Consider the following 17628-nt stretch of genomic DNA (forward strand, 5'->3'; position numbering starts at 1 on the left):
ACACGCGATGGAGGCACCATGAAACCTCCCGTCCCCCTCCGCCGATGGGCGCTGGCCGCCGCCACCGCCCTGGCCCTGGTCGTGGGTGGCCTCACGATCCCCGTCACCCGCGCCGCCGAGGCGGCTCCCGTCGGCGCCGGCAGCTACACCACCACCCCGGTCGGCGCGCTCCCCACCGGCTGCGGGCAGATGTCCAGCAACCCCCGGCAGTTCGCCACCGCCAACGCGCCCTCGGGCGCGGTGCCCACCAACGACTGGTGGTCCTCGCTGCTGTGGAAGCGCACCGACTGCGCCTTCAGCGAGCCGCTGCACGCCCACCCCACCTCGTACGACACGTTCACCGACGGTCTCGGCTTCTCGGCCAACTCCACGCCGGCCATCAGCGGCACCGCGACCGGTGTCGGCGAATACCACTACCCGTACGTGCAGGACATCCGCGTCGGCGTGGCCGGGCTCGCCGCGCCGCAGGTCAAGGTGGACGGCTGGACCGACTGGACGGTCAGCCCGTACTGGAGCGACGGAACCCGCACCCTGCGCGCGACCATCGGCCACGGCCTGCCGTTCGCCTACTTCCAGGCCAGCGGCGGCGACGCGGTGATCGGCACGTCCGGCACCCCCGAGGTGTGGTCCAACAGCGGAACCACCATCGGCTTCCGGGTCAACGGCCACGACTACGCGGCGTACGCCCCGAGCGGCGCGAGCTGGACCGTCAGCGGTGGGCGCGTCTCGTCCACCCTGGCCGGTCGCGGCTACTTCTCGGTGGCCCTGCTCCCCCCGACGAGCAGCGCCAGCGAGCGCGCCGACCTGGCCACCACCTACGGCCGGTACGCGCACGCCCACGTCACCGGCACCCGGGTCTCCTACTCCTACGACCCGTCGACAAACGGCCTCAGCACGACGTACGCCTTCACCACCACCGCCCGCGAGGGCAGCGCCACCCAGACCGTGGTCAGCCTCTACCCGCACCAGTGGAAGTCGCTGTCCGGCTCGACCCCGATCACGCCGACCTACCCGTCGGCGCGGGGCAGGATGAAGGTCCTCACCGGGATCAGCCAGTTCCGTACCGCCATGACGTTCCAGGGCGTCCTGCCGGAGTTGCCGGCCGTCGGTGACGGGAGCGGATCGGACCTGTCCACGCTGACGGGTCACCTGGCCGCCGCCCGGGGCAACCCGATGGACCAGCGTGGCACCGACACGTACTGGACCGGCAAGGGGCTCGGCCGGGCCGCCCGGATCGCCGAGATCGCCGACCTGGTCAACGACACCACGACCCGCGACAGCGCGCTGAACGCGATCCGCTCCACACTCACCGACTGGTTCACCGCCTCCACGGGCAAGACCAGCAAGCTCTTCTACTACGACGCCAACTGGGGGACTCTGATCGGCTACCCGGCGTCGTACGGCTCCGATCAGGAACTCAACGACCACCACTTCCACTACGGCTACTTCATCGCCGCCGCCGCGACGCTGGCCAAGTTCGACCCCTCGTGGGCCGCCAGCAGCCGGTACGGCGGCATGGTGGACCTGCTGATCCGCGACGCCAACAACTACCGCCGCGACGACACCCGCTTCCCGTACCTGCGTGACTTCGACATCTACGCGGGGCACGACTGGGCCTCCGGGCACGGCTCGTTCGGCTCCGGCAACAACCAGGAGTCCTCCTCGGAGGGGATGAACTTCGCCAACGCCCTCATCCAGTGGGGTCAGGTCACCGGCGACACCGCCGTCCGGGACGCCGGCATCTTCCTGTACACGACGCAGGCCGCCGCGATCCAGGAGTACTGGTTCGACGTCAGCGACCAGAACTTCCCCACCGCCTTCGGGCACTCCACCGTCGGCATGGTCTGGGGCGACGGTGGGGCGTACGCCACCTGGTTCAGCGGCGAGCCGGAGATGATCCAGGGCATCAACCTCCTGCCGGTCACCGGCGGGCACCTCTACCTGGGCAGCAACCCGGCGTACGTGCGCACCAACTACGCCGAGCTGGTGCGCAACAACGGCGGACCACCGACGGTGTGGCAGGACATCCTGTGGCAGTTCCAGGCCCTCGGCGACCCCGACGCGGCACTGGCCAACCTGCGCGCCAACCCGGGCTACACCCCGGAGGAGGGCGAGAGTCGGGCGCACACCTTCCACTGGATCCGTAACCTCGCGGCGCTGGGCACCGTCGACACGACGGTCAGCGCCAACCACCCGCTCAGCGCGGTCTTCTCCCGTAACGGCACGCGCACCTACGTGGCGTCGAACCCGACCGCGAACCCCATCACGGTCACGTTCTCCAACGGCACGAGACTCACCGTGGGGGCCGGACGGACGGCCACCACCGGCGCGTACACCTGGAGCGGCGGCAACGCCTCGGGTGGCGTACCGCCGACCAGCGCCCCGCCCACCACCGCCCCACCGACGACCGCGCCGCCGACGACCGCACCGCCCACCACGGCGCCGCCCACCACGCCGCCGCCCAGCTCGGGCTCGCCGACGCGGTACCTGCTCGCCGGTGGCGGGCTGGGCAACGCCGGCAGCGCGACCACCACCACGGTCGCGGCCGCCAACGGCAACCACGACGGTACGCCGACGAACGCCCAGGTCTTCACGGCGACCGGCCTCAACCTCGCCTATTCCGGGGGGCAGACCGCGTTCGACCTGTTCCTGGACGCCGGTACGGCGGTCGGCAACGGCACGCAGGTGCGGGTCTCCTACGACCTGACGGGCAACGGCAGTTGGGACCGGACGGAGACCTGGCGCTACTTCGCCACCGACCCGGTCCCCGGCTACGAGCACTACACCCAGAGCGCCGGCCTGGCCTCGGCCACCGGCACGTTGGGCACGTTGAGCAACGGCACGGTCCGGGTGGAGGTCTGGTCCGCCATCGGCAACAACCCCACCACCCTGGGCATCGGCAACCAGTCGGTGCTCCGCCTTCCGTACTCCTGATCCGTCCATCGGCGCCCGCCGCCGGCCGTGCCCCGGCCGACGGCGGGCGCGGTGGCGTCACCCGCGGCCCCGGGCGGTCGTTGCCGGAAACGGGGAACGCGTCCGCGCTCTCCGGTGGACGACGGGTGCCGTTTGCGCGGGCACGACGGATGGGCAAGCGTCCGGCTGCAAGGTGCAGCCGGCCAGGGCCGACACGGTTCTGCATTCGACAATTGCCATCGCCTATAAATAGATAGGAACCAATCTTGACTTGCGCATCGGAGCAGCGCACCGTGAGGAGCAGGCGGCGGATGCCACCATTGTCGGCCCGCCTCGCGCGACGGACGGAATGCGAGCGCCGCTGATTTCGTGCGGTGTGTCAGGAGGCATTCGATGCAGTTGAATCCGTACTCAGGCGCCTATCTCAGCGATCCGGGCCTCGCCTGGCGACGCATTCTCGACGATCCCGGCCGGGTGCTCTACGCCGAGGATCTGGGCCTGTGGTTGATCAGTCGGCACGCGGACGTCCGGCGCGCCCTGGCCGACGCCACGACGTTCGGCAACGCCCTGACCCTCGTCCCGGTCTACCAGGTCTGCCCGCAGGCGATGAGCGTCGTCACGCAGATCGACGCGCCGCCCACCACGGCCGCCGCCGACCCACCGGTGCACCCCCGCACCCGCCGCGCCCTACGGGCGACCTTCGCGAACACCACGGAGAGGGCCGAGGCCGAGTACGGCCGGATCGTCCGCCGCCGCGTCGAGGAGCTGGTGTCCCGGCTCGTCGCCCAGCAGGGCCGGCAGGTGGATCTCGTCAGCGCGTTCACCACCGAGCTTCCGCTGCTGGTGATCCTGGACATCCTCGGGGTTCCCGACGCCGACGTCGACCGGATCCGGCGGTGGGCGGACGGCCAGGTAGCCCTGATCTGGGGGCAACCGGACCCGGCCGAGCAGGTACGCCTGGCCCGGGGCCTGCTGGACTTCTGGCGCTACTGCCAGGATCTGGTGCGCCGACGGCTCGACAGTGGCGCGGCCGGCGACGACTTCATCAGCCGGGCCCTGGCCTACCGCGACGATGACGACGACGTGCTGACCGTGACGGAGGTGGCGAGCCTCGCCTTCAATCTCCTGGTGGCCGGGCACGAGACGACCGCCGGCCTGCTCGCCCACGCGCTCGACGCCGCGCTGTCCAGCCCGCACCGGTGGCGGACGCTCGTCGACGAGCCGCGATCCGTATCCGACTTCGTGACCGAGACCCTCCGCTTCGCGCCCGCGATCGACGGCTGGCTGCGGGTGACCCGTCGGGACGTCACCCTGGGCGAGGTCACCATCCCGGCGGGCGCACGCTGCCTGCTGATGATCGGGGCGGCCAACCGGGATCCCTCGGTGTTCGACCGGCCGGACCGGTTCGATCCGCACCGCACCGATGCCGGCGATCATTTGTCGTTCGGCCACGGGCCGCATTTCTGTATCGGCGCGGCACTGGCGCGACTGGAGGCCGGCGTCGCTCTCACCCACCTCGCCGCGACCATTCCCGGCCTGAGCCTGTCCCCCGACCAGCGCCGTTCGTTCAAACCGAATGTGTCGTTCCGAGCGCACCACGCTCTTCTCGCGACAATCGACATCCGTACGCCCGCCGACGCCCCGGAGGCGACTGCGGCCGCCCGCGCCAGGGTGCAGGCCGCCTGACGAGGCGGGCCACACCGGCACCGACCGGACGCCTCCCGCGTCCTATCGGTGCGACGCTGCCGTCGGGCGCGGACGAGCGGGCCGCGTGGATCTCTCGCGCATTGCGCGACAATTCATCGCGGCGCACGTCTTCACACCCATCGCGTCAAGGGTTAAGAATTGCCCCCTAAGAATGTCCAGCCCATCGGTCAGAATCGATCTGATACCCGCCGCTGATTCGCGGGTGCCACGAAGGTGAGCGCATGGAGCACACGCCACCGCCGAGCGCCGCGCACTCCGCGGCCAGCCAACAGTTCCGATGGGAGCTACGTACCTGCCGGGTCCGCCGGGGCCTGACCCAGCGGGCCCTGGCGGACCTGGTGCGGTTCAGCCGGGAGACGGTCGCGGCGGTGGAGTCGGGCCGCCGCTTCGGCAGCCAGGAGTTCGCGGTCCGCTGCGACGACGTGCTCGACACCGGCGGTCGGCTGGCGTCGCTGTGGCCGCAGGTCGCGGCCGAACAGTTGGCGGCCGACGGACGACGAGGCCCACGATCGTCGGACCGGGCGCTCCTCGACCCACCGGTGCCACGCCAGCGCGGTCGACGCGACGCGCGCGACCCGGGCGCCGTGGTGGACGCCATCGACGAGCTGCGCGAGTTGATCGGCCAGGTGCTCAGCAGCCAGCCCGGGGCGGACGACGCCGGGCCACGGCGCGGGTCCGAGCGCCTCGACGACCAGCGCTGAGCGCGCCCACCCGCGACCGGACGCGTCGCGCCACCGGCCGCTGACTCTGGGTACAGATGCTGGTACGGCCAGTTTGTACCACCGCGAGGTCTGGCCTCCGAGCGCGGGTTCCGGCCGAATGGGACTTGCATTCGGCAAGGTGCGTATAGACCGTCATCGACGAGTCGCGGGAGTCAATCTTGGCGTCGAGCACGAGGTCCCACGCGGCCCGACCCTACCCGACCCGCCAGCGCGGCTGGAAGATCGCCGGGCGGATGCGCCTCATCGTGGCGGCGCCACTTGTCGCCGTCATCGGATTCGCCGGCCTCGCGCTGACCGAGAGCGCCCGCCAGACGACCCGCGCCAGCGACCTGGAAGTGCTGGCACGGCTCGGCGCCGAGGCCGGTGACCTGGCGTACCGGCTGCAACGCGAACGAGCCGCAGCCGCCGACCTGCTCACCAACGCCGCCGGAGAGCAGCAGGACACCTTCGGCACCGAGATGGCCGCCACCGACGCCGCCGTCGCCCGCTACCGCCGCCAGCGCGACCGGGTGCCGCCCGACGCCAACGCCGCGCTCCTGCGCCGCGTCGACACCGCGCTCGACGGCCTGGCCCCGCTTCGCACCCAGGTCCGCACGGCCGAGCACGCCTCGGTGTCCGCGATGACGTTCAGCTACCGCATCGCGATCGCCGACCTGATCACCTTCCGGGACAACGTCTCGCACGGCGTCGTCAACGCGCGACTCGCCGACGGCATCCGCGCCTCGGCCGCGCTGTCGAAGACCGCCGAGGCGATCGGCCAGCAGCAGGTCGCCGTCCTGCGGGCCGTGGCGGCCGGCGAGCTGACCCCCGCCACCCAGCAGGACATCACCGCCGCCCGCACCAGCTACACGGAGTCCAGCCTGTCGTTCCTGGCCCTCGCCCCCGCCGAATGGAGCCTCTGGTGGGAGCAGGCCGGCACCGGCAAGGAGGCGCTCGCCCTGCAACGCATGCAGGACGAGGTGAACCGCGCCCAACCGGGGTCACCGCTGCGTCTGTCCACCGCCGACTGGATCACCACGACCCAGCAGCGCGCCGCCCGCCTGGCCGACCTGCGGGGACGCGTCGACGTGGCGGTGCTCGACGACGTGCGCGCCGCGTACGCCGACCAGCGCCGCCGGGCCGTGGCCGAGGCCGTCGGCGTACTGCTGGCGCTGGTGCTGACCGCCCTTGTCACCTGGGCCGTCGCCCGGCAGATCACCCGCCGGCTGCGACGCCTGCGCGACGCGGCCAACGCCGTCGCGTTCGAACAGCTCCCCGCCGTGGTGGCCCGCCTGCAACGTCCCGACAGCTCCAGCGTCGACCCCGACGAGCTGGCCCGCCAACAGTCCACGGCGGCCCTGGAGGCGTCCAGCGACGACGAGATCGGCGAACTCGGTCAGGCGTTCAGCGCCGTGCACCAGGCCGCCGTACGGACCGCCGCCGAGCAGGCCGTCATGCGCGCCAACACCGCCGACATCTTCATCCACCTCAGTCGACGCGAACAGCGGCTCGTCGACGCCGTGCTGGCACAGGTCGACCGGGTCGAGCGGGACGAGACCGACCCCGACCGCCTGCACCAGCTCTACGCCCTGGACAACCTGGCCACCCGGATGGGCCGGATCAACGCCAGCCTGCTCGTGCTGGGCGGCGTCGGCGTCGGCCGGGTACGCCAGCACGACGTCCCCCTGCAACAGGTGCTCCAGGCCGCCCAGTCCCAGATCGAGCACTACGCGCGGATCCGGCTCGGCATGGTCGACGGCGACGTCGCGGTGGCCGCCAAGTCCGTCGACGAGGTCGTGCACCTGCTCGCCGAACTCATGGACAACGCGACGGCGTACTCGCCGCCGGGCAGCGAGACCTGGGTGAGCGGACGCAGCCTCGGCGACCGGGTCATCGTCCAGATCAGCGACGAGGGCGTGGGCCTGCCGCCGCAGCGGTTGCAGCAACTCAACGAGCTGCTGGCGCAGCCACCCGCCATCGACGTCGCCGCCGTCCGGGCCATGGGCCTGGTCGTCGTGGGCCAGCTCGCCGCCCGCCTCGGCGCGAGCGTCCAACTCCGCCGTGGCCCCCGACGCGGCACCCTCGCCGAGGCGACGCTGCCCGCGGCCATGATCCGGTCGCTGCCGCCGGAGGAGTACCTGCTCGCGCCCGGCCGGCTGTCCCGCCGAGCCGCCCGCACGTCCACCGCCCCGCCCCCGTACCGACCGGGCCCGCAACCGACCGCCGGGCACGCCCCCGCCCCGCGCACACTGCCGGCGGCGCCCGTGTTCCATCCGACGTCCCGGGTGGACGCCGCCGACGCGCCGACCGAGGAGCTGCTCATCTTCGAACAGGTCAACCACTGGTTCCACACCGACGTCGTGGACGCCCCGAACGGCCGCCAGTGGTCCAGCCCCGCCGACGACGCGTGGCGTACCGCCGCCCAGGCGCAGACGCCCGAGGTGGCCACGACCACCACCGCCGGCCTGCCCAAGCGACAACCCCAGCGGCATCTGGTGCCCGGCGGCGTCACCCCGTCCGCCCCGCAGCAACGCTCCGAGTACCGCGACCCGGCCCAGGTCGCCACCGCGATGGCCGCGTACGCGCGCGGAGTGGCGGCCCGCCGGCGTACCCCGATCAACCTCGGCAACTCGTGACCGACAGGGAGAGCACGTGACCGACCACCAGGACCTCGGCTGGCTGCTGGACAGCTTCGCCGAGCGCGCGACCGAGGTCAGCCATGCGATCGCCATCTCCAGTGACGGCCTGATGGTGGCCGCCACCCGCGACCTGCCACCGGACCGGGCGGACCAGCTCGCCGCGACGGGCAGCGGCCTGGTCAGCCTGCTGCGGGGCGCGGCGGCCTTCTTCGACGCCGGGGCGGTGATCTCCAACGTCACCCAGCTCGAGGGCGGCTTCATGTTCTCGATGGCCTTCAACGACGGCGCGTCGCTGCTCGTGCTCGCCGCGCCGGAGTGCGACGTGGGCAAGGTCTCCTACGAGATGACGGAGCTGGCGAACCGGATCGGCGACGCGCTGACCCCGGCCGCCCGAGCGGCGCTCGCCCGCACCCGCTGACCCACCGACCGACCCCCTCCTTTCTTCCCCTGGAGACGACATGTCCCTCACCACCCCTGCGCGCAGTCGTGCCGTCGGCGCCACGCTGCTCGCACTCGTGCTCACCGTGAGCACGGCCTGCGCCGACGACGAACCGGGCACGACCGGCGGCGGGTCCATCAAGATCGGCCTCCTCGCGTCGCTGTCCGGCACGTACCAGTCCGTCGGCAAGGAGATCCGCGACGGCTTCGAGCTGTACCTGGACACCCACGACGGCAAGCTCGGTGGCCGGCAGGTCGACCTCGTCGTCGCCGACGAGGGCAACGGCGCCGCGACCGCCGTGCCGGCGGCGACCAAGCTGCTCAAGCAGGACCGCGTCGCCGCGCTCACCGGCATCGTCGGCGGCGGCTCGGTCGCCGGCGTCTACCCGCTGCTCCAGGAGACGAAGGTCCCGCTCGTCGGCTCCAACGGCCGGCCGGAGATCAAGGACGTCTCCCGGGTGTGGCACACCTCGTACCTCTCCGACGAGCCGGGCGCCGCGATCGCCCAGCACGTCAAGGACAACGTCAAGGGCGCGGTGTACGCCATCGGCCCGGACTACCAGGGCGGCTGGGACGAGCTGCGCGGCTTCACCGAGGCGTTCGCCAAGGCCGGCGGAACGCTCGCCAACCCCGACGGCAAGACCACCTTCACGCCGTTCCCGGCCACCACCAACTTCACGCCGTACTTCGCCCGGATCAAGGCCTCCGGCGCGCAGGCGGTCTACACCTTCTACGCCGGCAGCGCCGCCGTCGACTTCGTCAAGCAGTACGCGCAGTCCGAGATCAAGGACATCCCCCTGTACGCGGCCGGGTTCCTCACCGAGGGCGGCGTGCTCAACGCCCAGGGCGAGGCGGCCCGGGACATCTACTCCGTGCTCAACTACTCGCCCGACCTCGACAACGCCGAGAACCGGAACTTCGTCGCGGCGTGGAAGGCCAAGCACGACGGGTCGCCGACGACGTACGCCCTGGCGTCGTACGACGCGGCGGCGGTGCTCGACCGCGCCATCGGGGCCGCCGGCGACGACCCGACACCCGAGGCCATCAACGCGCAGATCGGCAAGCTCGGGCAGATCGCCAGCCCGCGCGGCGCGTGGCAGTTCTCCTCGGTGACACACTCGCCGGTGCAGAAGTGGTACCTGCGTCAGGTCCGCCAGGACGGCCGGGCGCTGTCCAACACCGTCGTGGGTGACCTCGCGACCGTCGGCCGGTGATCACGGTGGCGGCCGGCACGAACCGGATCGACCCGTACCTCATCCCGGCGCTCGACGGTGTCGCCTACGGGCTGCTCGTGTTCGTCGCCGCGGCGGGCCTGGTCTTCTGCTTCGGCGTCGCCAACATCCTCAACCTGGCACACGGCATGCTCTACGCGATCGGCGGCTACACCGCCGCGGCGGTGCTCGACGGTGGCTGGGCGAGTCTCGCGCTGGCGCTCGGGGTCGGTGTGCTGGCCGCCGCCACCGCCGGTGTGGTACTCGCCGGCCTACTCACGCCGGTCGCCACCGGCAACCACCTCACCCAGGCGCTACTGACCTTCGGGGTGGCGCTGGCCGGCGGCAGCCTCCTCGTCGCCGGCTTCGGCCCCGACGATCCGCAGGTACGGATCCCGGCCGCCCTGGACGGGTCGGTGGCGGTCGCCGGGCACCGCTACGCCGCGTACCGGCTGGTCTTCATCGTGGTGGCGGCGGCGCTGGCCGCCGGTCTCCACCTGGTCGTGCGGCGGACCCGGGCCGGGATGCTGGTCCGCGCGGCCGTGGACGACCCGGAGATGGTCGCCTGCCTGGGCGTCAGCCCGACACGCATCCGCGTCGGGGTGCTCGCCGCCGGTGGCGCGCTGGCCGGCGCGGCCGGGGTCCTCGGCGCGCCCATCATCGGCCCCGGCGCGGACACCGCCGACACGGTGCTGCTGCTGTCACTTGTCGTCGTCGTCCTCGGCGGCCTCGGGTCCATGGTGGGCACCCTGCTCGCGGCGCTCGCGGTCGGCGAGATCCAGACCCTGGGCGTGGCGCTGCTGCCGTCCGCCGCACCGTTCCTGCTGTTCGCCGCCATGGCCGCCGTGCTCGCCGTGCGGGCGCGGGGCCTGGCCCTGCGGTGGGCGGCGGCGTGAGGGACGGGCTGCTCCGCCGGGCACGTGCCGCCGTCGCGGCGCTCGTGCTCGCCGGCCTGGTCGTGGCCCCGTGGGTGGTCGACGACTACACCGCGGCGATCCTCGCCCGGACCCTCGCGCTGGGCCTGGTCGGGGTGAGCGTGGCGCTGCTCACCGGCGTCGCCGGCATGCCCACACTGGGCCAGACCGCCCCGTACGCCGCCGGCGCGTACGCCAGCGCGGTGCTCGGTAGCCAGGTCTCCGACGTCGGCGTGGTGCAGGTCGCCGTGGCGGCGCTGGCCGGGGCGACCCTCGCCGCGGTGACGCTGCCGCTGGTCGTGCCGGCCCGGGGCGTCATCGTCCTGATGATCACCCTGGCGATCGGCGAACTCGTGGTCACCGTCCTCGGACGCTGGCGGTCGGTGACCGGCGGCACCGACGGCCTGGCCGGGATCACGCCGGTCCGTCCGCTGTGGGGCCTGCCGGTGCTGGCCTCCGACCGGGCCCGCTACGTCTACACGCTCATCGTCGTGGTGGCGCTGGTCGGCGCGGTCCTGCTGCTGATGCGGACCCGGTTCGGGCTGGTGCTGCGCGCCGGCCGCGACGACGAGGCACGACTGCGGGCCAGCGGGCACCGGGTGCCGCTGCACCTGTCCGGCGCGCACGTCGCCGCCGGTGCGATCGCCGGCGCGGCCGGCTCCCTGCTCGTCGTCGCCCAGCAGTACATCTCCCCCGCCGACTTCGGCTTCGACACGTCCGCGATCCTGCTGCTCGGCGTCGTCATCGGCGGCACCGCGTCGGTCGGCGGCGCGCTGGTGGGCGCGGTCCTCGTCATCGCCGTACGCGACTGGTTGTTCGGGGTGCTGCCCGGTCACGCGCCGCTGGTGCTGGGCGTGCTGTTCGTGGCGACGGTCTACCTGCTGCCCACCGGCGTCACACGGGTTCGCCGACCGGGGTCGCGGCAACCCGTCCCCGCGCTGGACCGCCCGGCCCCGGCGGCCGCCCGCACACCGGAGCTGCGGGTATGACCTGCCTGCTCAGCGCCGAGAAGGTCACCGTGCGGTACGGCTCACTCGCCGCGCTGACCGACGTCGACCTGTGCGTGCACGACGGGCAGCGCCACGCCCTGATCGGGCCCAACGGGGCCGGCAAGACGACCCTGCTCAACGTGCTCGGCGCCACGACCCGCCCGCAGCACGGCACGGTGCGCTTCGCGGGGAGCGACGTCAGCCGGCTCGGACCGGCCGCACGGGCCCGCCGCGGCATCGACCGGACACACCAGCGGCCCGCCGTCTTCGCGACCCTCACCGTCAGCGCGAACATCGAGGTCGCCGCCCTGCCCCGGACGATCCGGCCACACCGCTGGTGGCCCGGTGGAACCCGGGCCGCCGCCCGGCGGCGCGCCACCGCACTGCTCGACCAGCTCGGACTGTCCGACCTCGCGACGGTACCCGCCGGTCAGCTCGCACACGGGCAGCGCCGGCAGGTGGAGATCGCGATGGCCCTCGCCGGCCGTCCCCGCCTGCTGCTGCTCGACGAACCGGCGGCCGGACTGTCCGCCACCGAGGTCGGCCGGCTCGCCGAGCTGCTGGCGGCGCTCCCCCGGCAGGTCGCCGTGCTGCTGGTCGAGCACCACCTGGACCTGGTGTACGCCCTCTGCGACACCGTCACCGTGCTGCGCGACGGCCGGAAGGTGGCCGCCGGCACACCGGACGAGATCCGCACCTCGCCGCTGGTGCGGCGGGCCTACGCCGACGGGGTGTCCTGATGCTGTACGTGGAGCGGCTCTGCGCCGGCTACGCCGGGGGGACCGTGCTGCACGACGTCGACCTACGGGTGCCGCCGGGCACCATCCAGGCCGTGGTGGGCCGCAACGGCGCCGGCAAGACCACCCTCGTACACACCATCGCCGGACTGGTACGCGCCTCCAGCGGGCGCGTCGAGATCGGCGGTGTCCACGTGGCCGGACGGCAACCCCACCGGGTCGCCCAGTCCGGCGTCGGCCTCGTACCGCAGGGTCGTCGGGTCTTCTCCCGGTTGACGGTGGCCGAGCACCTCGTCCTGGCGGCGGGGCCGTGGCGGGCGGCCACACCCGGCGGCGAGGGCTGGACGGTGGCCCGGATTCTCGAGCTGCTGCCGCGCCTGGCGGTACGGCTGCGACACCGCGGCTGCGAACTCTCCGGCGGCGAGCAGCAGATGCTGGCCATCGCCCGCGCGCTGCTCGGCCAACCACGTGTGCTGCTGCTCGACGAACCCTGTGAAGGGCTCGCGCCCGACCTGGCGGCGCGGGTCCGCGACCTCGTCGGTCACCTCGCCGCGAACGGGTTGACCGTGCTGCTCGTCGAGCAGCAACTCCGCCACGCGATCGAGATCGCCGACCGGGTGGCGGTGCTGGAGTACGGCCGGGTGGTCTACGACCGGCCGACCGCCGAGGCACGCCGGGACCCGGGCCGCCTGGAGGCGATGGTCGGCATCACCGCCACCCGCACACCCCCGGGCACCGGAGCGACCCCACGGCTCTGGGCCGACACCCCGTAGACACCCGGTCCGCCTGCCCCGGACCGACGACCCGCAGTCACCCACTCGGAGAGGCGGAAGACGAATGGCGACCCCGACCAGCGACAGCACGTACACCTTCGACAACGGCGCACCGGACGCGGTACCGCAGATGCGGGCGCTGGAGTCCTTCCTGGACCCGATCACGATGCGCCGCCTGGCCCGCCCGGTCCTGCGCCTCGGGTCGAGCTGCTGGGAGGTCGGGGCCGGTGGCGGCTCGATGGCCCGGCGGATCGCCCGCGCGGTCGGCGGGGACGGCCGCGTGCTGGCCACCGACATCGACCCCACGCACCTGGTGGCAGAGGGCAACCTGAGCGTGCGCCGGCACGACGTGCGGGCGGACCTCCCGCCCGGGGACGCGTTCGACCTGATCCATGCCCGCCTGGTGCTGCTGCACCTGCCCGAGCGCCGGCGGGTCCTGCGTACTCTCACCGGCGCGCTGGCCCCCGGCGGCTGGCTGGTCGTCGAGGAGTTCGACTGCACCACGCCGGTGCGGGTGCTGACCGCGCCCAGCGACGACGCGGCGAAGCTGTTCGCGCAGGTGATGGACACCATGATGGGGGTGCTCCAGGACCACGGCGCCGATCTGGGGTGGGCGCAGGACGTGCACACCGAGATGACCCTCGCCGGCCTGACCGACGTCGACACCGTCACCCACTCGCAGAGCTGGGCCGGCGGGTCGACCGGCACGTCGCTCTACGAGACGAACTCCCGCCAGTTGGAGCCGGACCTGCTGGCGGCGGGGCTGTCGCCGCAGCAGCTCACCGCCTTCCGTCGGCTCGTCCGCGATCCGGCGTTCGCGGTCATGAGTTATCACTTCGTCTCGACCCGAGGCCGCCGCCGTGCCCGAACCCACACCCCCTAAACCGTCCTAGGACACCACCCTCCCGTCCCGGCCGGCGTCGTCGATCATGAAGTTGGTGACCCGACACACCGGCCGGGCTGACCACAACTTCATGATCGACGGGGGGCCGGCGTGGGCGGCCGGGAAGCTTGTCAACGCCCAGGATGGCCGCGGGGCCCGTTACCCCCCGGTGCCGGGGAGGTAACGGGCCCCATCTGCTAGCTGGTCTACCCGAGACAGACGGCGACGGCCGTAAGGGTTTGAGCCGTGGTCCCCCGGTTGGAGCCGCGTACCGCCCAGCCGTTGCCCGACGCGAACGAGTCAGTGAGGAAGATGTCGAACGCGGATGTCTGTCCGCCTCCCCCGGTGATGATCGTGCCGGCGGGGCAGGTGGCGAAGGAAATATTGTTCGCACCCGCCGCCACTGTTACGGGAGTCCCTGTCGTCTGAGACAGCGCAGTCATCCCGGACGGCTTCTTACCCGCGGCGGGACTGGTGTCAGCCGCGTTCGCCCCACTCAGAGGAACGACCAGCAGAAGACCGCTGACCGATAGTGCCACTGCGCTGCTGATGAACAACTTCTTCTTCTGCACGCCTGGTTCTCCCATCGATTGCTGAACACGAGAGACATCCGACCGGACGGTCCGCAGCAGGCTACTAACAGCCAGTGATCGATTGCATCGATGAATGCAGATCTACGGATGGGCCAAAGTTCCACACATGACCCCGGCCGGAAACAAAGACGTGACCGGTCTCGACCTTCCACCCACTCACCGACGTGGGCACCGGGGCCGGATCCGCACCACTTCGGGCCGACCCAGGTGGCTGCCAAGGCCCGCAGCGCCGGCGAGAGGAAGACGGCCGGAGCTGCGTGCCCCGGGAACCCCGGTTTGAGCAAGCGGCCCCAGGTGAAGCGCTAAATCAACTGTTCACCGTTGTTCTTCGGTCTGGAAACTACGGGCGGGTCCATGGGGCTGGTTTGTCGGTCTTGCGGTCGGGAACCGACTGGCGTCAGGGCCGGGAGGAATCGGGGGCGTGCCAATGCAGATCGGCTACAAGCTGGCCTCGGAGGGTTTCGGGCCGCAGGAGATCATCCGGCAGGCAGTCCAGGCCGAGCAGGCCGGTTTCGACTTCGTCGAGATGAGCGACCACTACCACCCCTGGCTGGAGGCGCAGGGCCACTCATCCTTCACCTGGAGCGTGCTGGGCGCGATCGCGGCGCGCACCACCACGCTGCGCCTCGCCACCGGCGTCACCTGCCCGACGGTGCGCTACCACCCGGCGATCATCGCGCAGGCGGCGGCGACCATGGGGCTGATCTCCGACGGACGGTTCACCCTCGGCGTCGGGGCCGGTGAGCGGCTCAACGAACACGTCGTGGGGCAGGGTTTCCCCAGCGTACGGGGACGGCACGAGCGGCTGCGCGAGGCGTTGGAGATCATCCGCCTGCTCTGGCAGGGCGGCTACCAGTCGTACGAGGGTCGGCACCTGTGCCTGGAGGACGCCCGGGTCTTCGACCTGCCGGACACCCCACCCGTGATCGCCGTCGCGGCCAGCGGAGAGGCGTCGGCCCGGCTCGCCGCCGAACTGGGCGACGGACTGTTCGCCACCGACCCGGACGCCTCGATCATCGAGCACTACCGGCGCGCCGGCGGATCGGGCCCCCGCTACGCCGAGGTGCCGCTGGCCTGGGCCACCGACGAGCAGCAGGCCGTGCAGGCGGTGTTGCAGACCAGCCGGTGGCTGGTCACCGGCTGGAAGGTGATGAGCGAGTTGCCGAACCCGGTGAACTTCGACGCGGCGAGCGCGCACGTCGAGGAGAAGCACATCCGTGCGCTGTTCGCCGTCGGCCCCGACCCCGAGGCGCACCTGGCGAAGGTGCGGTCCTACGTCGACGCCGGATTCGACCACATCGTGCTACAGAACGCCGGTCCGGACCCCGACGGTTTCCTCAGCTTCTTCGCCACGGAACTGTCCGGCCGGCTGCGCGCGCCGGGGTGAGCGGCGCACCCCGCCCACGCACGAGCACGCCCGCCCGGACAGCCGGTCCGGGCGGGCGGTTGCGCTCAGGATGGATGACGAGGTCGGGACTCAGCGGAAGCAGTGCGCGATCGGTACGGCGCTGCCCTCGCAGTTGGTCGGCTCGTTCTCGACGACCACGCTCTCGTCGTCGATCTTGACCTGGGCGTGCTGGGCGAAGATGCCGCCCGGCTTCACCGTGGCCGCGTTGTGGGTGACCTTGCTCGTGTAGAGCGCCACCGCGCCCGCGGTGGCGAAGATGCCGCCGCCCTTGGAGGTCGCGCCGACCGCCTCGTTGCCGGTGACGTCGCTGCCGCGTACGAGCAGGTTGGACTTCTCGGTGTAGATGCCGCCCCCGATGCCGTGGGTGGTGTTGCCGGCGACCACGCTGTCGTCAAGGGGCAGCAGGCCCTTGACGGTCGAGATACCGCCGCCGTTGACGGTGGAGGTGTTGCCGCGGATGGTCATTTTGCGCATCACCAGCACCGCGTCGGAGTTGGCGGCGCCGCCGCCGACCTGCGCGGTGTTGTTCAGCAGTTCGGTGTCGAACACCTTCGTCCGGGCCGAGAAGCTGGCCAGGCCGCCGCCCTGCCCGGCGCTGTTCTGCGCGAAGCTGGTGCTCTCGACGTCGGCCGCGCCCCGATAGTTGCCGAGTCCGCCACCGTAGCCGTTGGCGCTGTTGTGGTGGAACTCCGAGCGCTTGAGCGTCAGCACACCGCCGTTGAGCAGGCCCCCGCCCTTGCCCGCGGCGCCGGAGGCGCTGTTGCCGATGAACGTGGAGTCGGTGACCACCATGTTGCCGTCGTTGAAGATCCCACCGCCGCCGCCCTCGGGGGACAGCGACGTGCTCTGGGTGACGGTGACCCGTTCCACCACGGCCGTCGCGCCGTGCACGACGTGCACGCTGCCGCCCTCGATGGCCGAGCGGCCGTTGTGCAGCTCGACGTCGCGCAGGGTCAGCTCGCCGCCGTCACGGACGGTGAAGAAGCGGAACGCCTCGGCCTGGGCGTCGCGGGCGATGGTCGCGCCGGCGCCGTCGATGGTGATGGGCTGGTAGATCACCGGCAGGCCGGCGGTGTCGTCGGCCGGGTTGTGCGGCGGAGCGTCGGCGTCGCCGGGGGTCTCCGCGGCGTCGGCCTGCTCCCGGGCGTCGCGGATGCCGCCGTCGTACTGGTCCGTCTCGTGGAACGCCTCGGTCAGCGTGTACCGGCACCGGGGCGCGAGCCGCAGCTCGCCGCCGCCCTCGGCGTTGGCCGCCACCAATGCGGCCACCAGCTTCGCCGCGTCGCACGGCACCTCGACCACGCCGCGCTTGCCGGTGCCCGGCGTCTGCGGCCGGGCCCGCTCGGCGTCGTCCCCGCCGCGCTCGGGGCTGGACCGGTCGCCGGAGCGCCGGTCGTCGCCGTCGGCGGCGGTCAACCTGCCCAGGACTCCGAGGGAGAGGTCACGGTCGGCGGCGGCCGCTACGCCGGCCACCCCGGCCGCGCCCACCACCAGGCTCCCCGCCAGGAGCCCGCCGGCTAAGAACCATCGGGACCGCCGTCGAGGTCGAGCTGGGCGGTCTCCTGGTCGGTACGTGGACATCCGGTGCCTGCCTTCCTGCGTACGTGCCGTGACCGCGTCCCATTCGGGCGCGGGGGGCCGGACGTGCCGCCGACCACCAGAAGTCACGATATGACCGCAATACGGACAGGAAGGTGTGAACGTGAATAGTGCTGCCATTCA

General features: G+C 72.2%; 14 protein-coding genes. 12 read left to right on the forward strand and 2 right to left on the reverse strand.

Annotated elements, in window-relative coordinates; translation table 11 throughout:
* Positions 1-18 precede the first annotated feature (18 nt).
* The 11 genes from ACTFTM_RS16980 to ACTFTM_RS17030 all read left to right on the forward strand — a co-directional run bounded on the left by ACTFTM_RS16980 (position 19) and on the right by ACTFTM_RS17030 (position 13905).
* Positions 19-2934 carry a glycosyl hydrolase gene (locus ACTFTM_RS16980; RefSeq protein ID WP_449561445.1) on the forward strand — a complete coding sequence of 972 codons (2916 nt, stop codon included), beginning with the start codon at positions 19-21 and terminating at the stop codon, positions 2932-2934.
* 372 nt (positions 2935-3306) lie between these two features.
* On the forward strand, positions 3307-4599 hold the full coding sequence (locus ACTFTM_RS16985) for a cytochrome P450 (RefSeq protein WP_449561446.1): 1293 nt from the start codon (positions 3307-3309) through the stop codon (positions 4597-4599).
* Between the two features lie 242 nt (positions 4600-4841).
* Complete coding sequence (locus tag ACTFTM_RS16990) at positions 4842-5321, forward strand: helix-turn-helix transcriptional regulator (RefSeq protein ID WP_449561447.1); 480 nt, start codon at positions 4842-4844, stop codon at positions 5319-5321.
* Positions 5322-5500: 179 nt separating this feature from the next.
* Entirely contained in the window at positions 5501-7957 is a 2457-nt protein-coding gene (locus tag ACTFTM_RS16995; protein ID WP_449561448.1) for a sensor histidine kinase, read from the forward strand.
* Between the two features lie 16 nt (positions 7958-7973).
* On the forward strand, positions 7974-8378 hold the full coding sequence (locus ACTFTM_RS17000; RefSeq protein ID WP_393051501.1) for a roadblock/LC7 domain-containing protein: 405 nt from the start codon (positions 7974-7976) through the stop codon (positions 8376-8378).
* Positions 8379-8418: 40 nt separating this feature from the next.
* Entirely contained in the window at positions 8419-9612 is a 1194-nt protein-coding gene (locus tag ACTFTM_RS17005) for an ABC transporter substrate-binding protein (protein WP_449561449.1), read from the forward strand.
* A complete protein-coding gene (locus tag ACTFTM_RS17010; protein ID WP_449561450.1) occupies positions 9609-10505 on the forward strand; it encodes a branched-chain amino acid ABC transporter permease in 897 nt (298 codons plus the stop codon). Before ACTFTM_RS17005 ends, ACTFTM_RS17010 begins: the two co-directional genes overlap by 4 nt.
* Complete coding sequence (locus tag ACTFTM_RS17015) at positions 10502-11512, forward strand: branched-chain amino acid ABC transporter permease (RefSeq protein WP_449561451.1); 1011 nt, start codon at positions 10502-10504, stop codon at positions 11510-11512. Before ACTFTM_RS17010 ends, ACTFTM_RS17015 begins: the two co-directional genes overlap by 4 nt.
* Positions 11509-12252 carry an ABC transporter ATP-binding protein gene (locus ACTFTM_RS17020; RefSeq protein ID WP_449561452.1) on the forward strand — a complete coding sequence of 248 codons (744 nt, stop codon included), beginning with the start codon at positions 11509-11511 and terminating at the stop codon, positions 12250-12252. The genes ACTFTM_RS17015 and ACTFTM_RS17020 overlap by 4 nt, the downstream gene beginning before the upstream one ends.
* Positions 12252-13022 carry an ABC transporter ATP-binding protein gene (locus ACTFTM_RS17025; protein WP_449561453.1) on the forward strand — a complete coding sequence of 257 codons (771 nt, stop codon included), beginning with the start codon at positions 12252-12254 and terminating at the stop codon, positions 13020-13022. Before ACTFTM_RS17020 ends, ACTFTM_RS17025 begins: the two co-directional genes overlap by 1 nt.
* A 64-nt stretch (positions 13023-13086) precedes the next feature.
* Positions 13087-13905: a class I SAM-dependent methyltransferase gene (locus ACTFTM_RS17030; RefSeq protein WP_449561454.1), complete on the forward strand. Its 819-nt coding sequence runs from the start codon at positions 13087-13089 to the stop codon at positions 13903-13905.
* Between the two features lie 206 nt (positions 13906-14111).
* Here ACTFTM_RS17030 and ACTFTM_RS17035 read toward each other — a convergent pair whose 3' ends face one another.
* On the reverse strand, positions 14112-14477 hold the full coding sequence (locus ACTFTM_RS17035; protein ID WP_449561455.1) for a hypothetical protein: 366 nt from the start codon (positions 14475-14477) through the stop codon (positions 14112-14114).
* A 448-nt stretch (positions 14478-14925) separates the two neighbouring features.
* Between ACTFTM_RS17035 and ACTFTM_RS17040 the strand changes: the two genes are divergently transcribed.
* Positions 14926-15885, forward strand: coding sequence for a TIGR03557 family F420-dependent LLM class oxidoreductase (locus ACTFTM_RS17040; RefSeq protein WP_449566659.1), 960 nt, complete (start codon positions 14926-14928; stop codon positions 15883-15885).
* Between the two features lie 90 nt (positions 15886-15975).
* Here the strand turns inward: ACTFTM_RS17040 and ACTFTM_RS17045 are convergent, their stop codons facing one another.
* Positions 15976-17487: a hypothetical protein gene (locus tag ACTFTM_RS17045; RefSeq protein ID WP_449561456.1), complete on the reverse strand. Its 1512-nt coding sequence runs from the start codon at positions 17485-17487 to the stop codon at positions 15976-15978.
* Positions 17488-17628: the final 141 nt, after the last annotated feature.

Source organism: Micromonospora sp. RB23, assembly GCF_053585025.1.

Coding starts and splice junctions, on each gene's coding strand:
- ACTFTM_RS16980 (WP_449561445.1), top strand. CDS start 19: ATGAAACCTCCCGTCCCCCTCCGCCGATGGGCGCTGGCCGCCGCCACC.
- ACTFTM_RS16985 (WP_449561446.1), top strand. CDS start 3,307: ATGCAGTTGAATCCGTACTCAGGCGCCTATCTCAGCGATCCGGGCCTC.
- ACTFTM_RS16990 (WP_449561447.1), top strand. CDS start 4,842: ATGGAGCACACGCCACCGCCGAGCGCCGCGCACTCCGCGGCCAGCCAA.
- ACTFTM_RS17005 (WP_449561449.1), top strand. CDS start 8,419: ATGTCCCTCACCACCCCTGCGCGCAGTCGTGCCGTCGGCGCCACGCTG.
- ACTFTM_RS17020 (WP_449561452.1), top strand. CDS start 11,509: ATGACCTGCCTGCTCAGCGCCGAGAAGGTCACCGTGCGGTACGGCTCA.
- ACTFTM_RS17025 (WP_449561453.1), top strand. CDS start 12,252: ATGCTGTACGTGGAGCGGCTCTGCGCCGGCTACGCCGGGGGGACCGTG.
- ACTFTM_RS17030 (WP_449561454.1), top strand. CDS start 13,087: ATGGCGACCCCGACCAGCGACAGCACGTACACCTTCGACAACGGCGCA.
- ACTFTM_RS17040 (WP_449566659.1), top strand. CDS start 14,926: ATGCAGATCGGCTACAAGCTGGCCTCGGAGGGTTTCGGGCCGCAGGAG.
- ACTFTM_RS17045 (WP_449561456.1), bottom strand. CDS start 17,487: ATGTCCACGTACCGACCAGGAGACCGCCCAGCTCGACCTCGACGGCGG.